The following is a 1,219-nucleotide window of genomic DNA, read 5'->3' as shown; positions in this document are numbered from 1 at the left end:
TGGATTGTCAACAGTAAATCAGACAACTTTTTTAAGGGCTTCTTGGCGATACTGAACAGGCGTCATATAGTCTAAGGTTCCATGGATGCGATGCTTGTTGAACCAGTTGACGTAATCGTATAGTTCGAGTTCCAAGTGACGAAGGCTCTGGAAGTTCATCTGGTTCACAAACTCTGTTTTCATGATCTTGTAGGTGGCTTCAGCCACAGCGTTGTCGTACGGACAGCCTTTCATACTTAGCGATCGACCGATTTCAAACGTCTCCAGAAGCTCGTCCATCTTTTGATTTTTGAACTCACCGCCACGGTCGGTATGAAACCATTGAATCTGATGTAGATCACCCTTAACGGTCGCGAAGGCACGGGTAATCAGAGCAGTGTCCTTGTTCGGGCCTGCACTATGACCAATGATTTCTCGATTAAACAGATCCACCAGCACACAAATGTAATGCCATCGGTCCTGGACTTTCACATACGTCAAATCACTGACGACGAAGCGTTTAGCTTCCGTTTGCTCAAACTCCCGCTTTAAAACATTCGCCGTCGTTGCTTCGTTACATGCCGTTTTATGGGGCTTATATTGTGCCACCGTGTAGGTAGAAACGAGCCCTTGCTCTTTCATGATGCGGCCAATGCGACGTCTGGAGACGATCAATCCACGCTCATGGAGCTTCACTTTGATCTTGCGTGTGCCGTAGGCTTTTCGATTCTTGTGAAAGATATCCACAATAGCTTCGGTGACATCGTCTTCAGTGGCTCGTTCTTGGGCGTCATAATAAAATGTACTTCTTGCGATTTGTAGGACGTCACACATTGCTGATACCGAGTATTTATCCCGATTATTCTGGATGATAGCTACTTTCGTCCCATGATCAGCGCGGCTTGCTTTAAAATATCCACTTCCATTTTCAGACGCTGGTTCTCTTTTTGCAAAGCGATCAGCTCATTTTCTTCTGATGAGCGATTGTCCTTCTCTTTGAAGGAACCCGTCGCCTGAGCTTGTTTGATCCAGCGGTCTAAAGCTGAGGCTGTGAGGCCATATTCCTCCACAAGGGCTGCTCTGGATTTCCCATTTTCATAGAGTCCCACCATTTGTTTTTTGAATTCTGTTGTAAAGGTACGTCGTTGTTGTTTTGGCATTGTAGGAATTCGCTCCTTAACATGATAGGTTTATTCTACAAGCCCTTATTTTTTCTGTCCAACTTAGTGTAGCCGATCCA

1 protein-coding gene is annotated in these 1,219 nt (G+C 45.4%); it reads right to left on the bottom strand.

Annotated elements, in window-relative coordinates:
• Positions 1-18: 18 nt before the first annotated feature.
• Positions 19-1,139 (bottom strand): IS3 family transposase gene (locus WH37_RS33140; RefSeq protein WP_143088774.1). Its coding sequence is split into 2 segments (ribosomal slippage): positions 19-890 and positions 890-1,139, totalling 1,122 coding nucleotides; the frame shifts between segments, so codons are not numbered across the junction.
• Positions 1,140-1,219 lie beyond the last annotated feature (80 nt).

This window comes from Paenibacillus algorifonticola (assembly GCF_000971975.1).
GTDB classification, from domain to species: domain Bacteria; phylum Bacillota; class Bacilli; order Paenibacillales; family Paenibacillaceae; genus Pristimantibacillus; species Pristimantibacillus algorifonticola.
The sequence above is the reverse complement of the archived record's forward strand: the minus strand, read 5'-3'. Positions and strand labels throughout refer to the sequence as shown.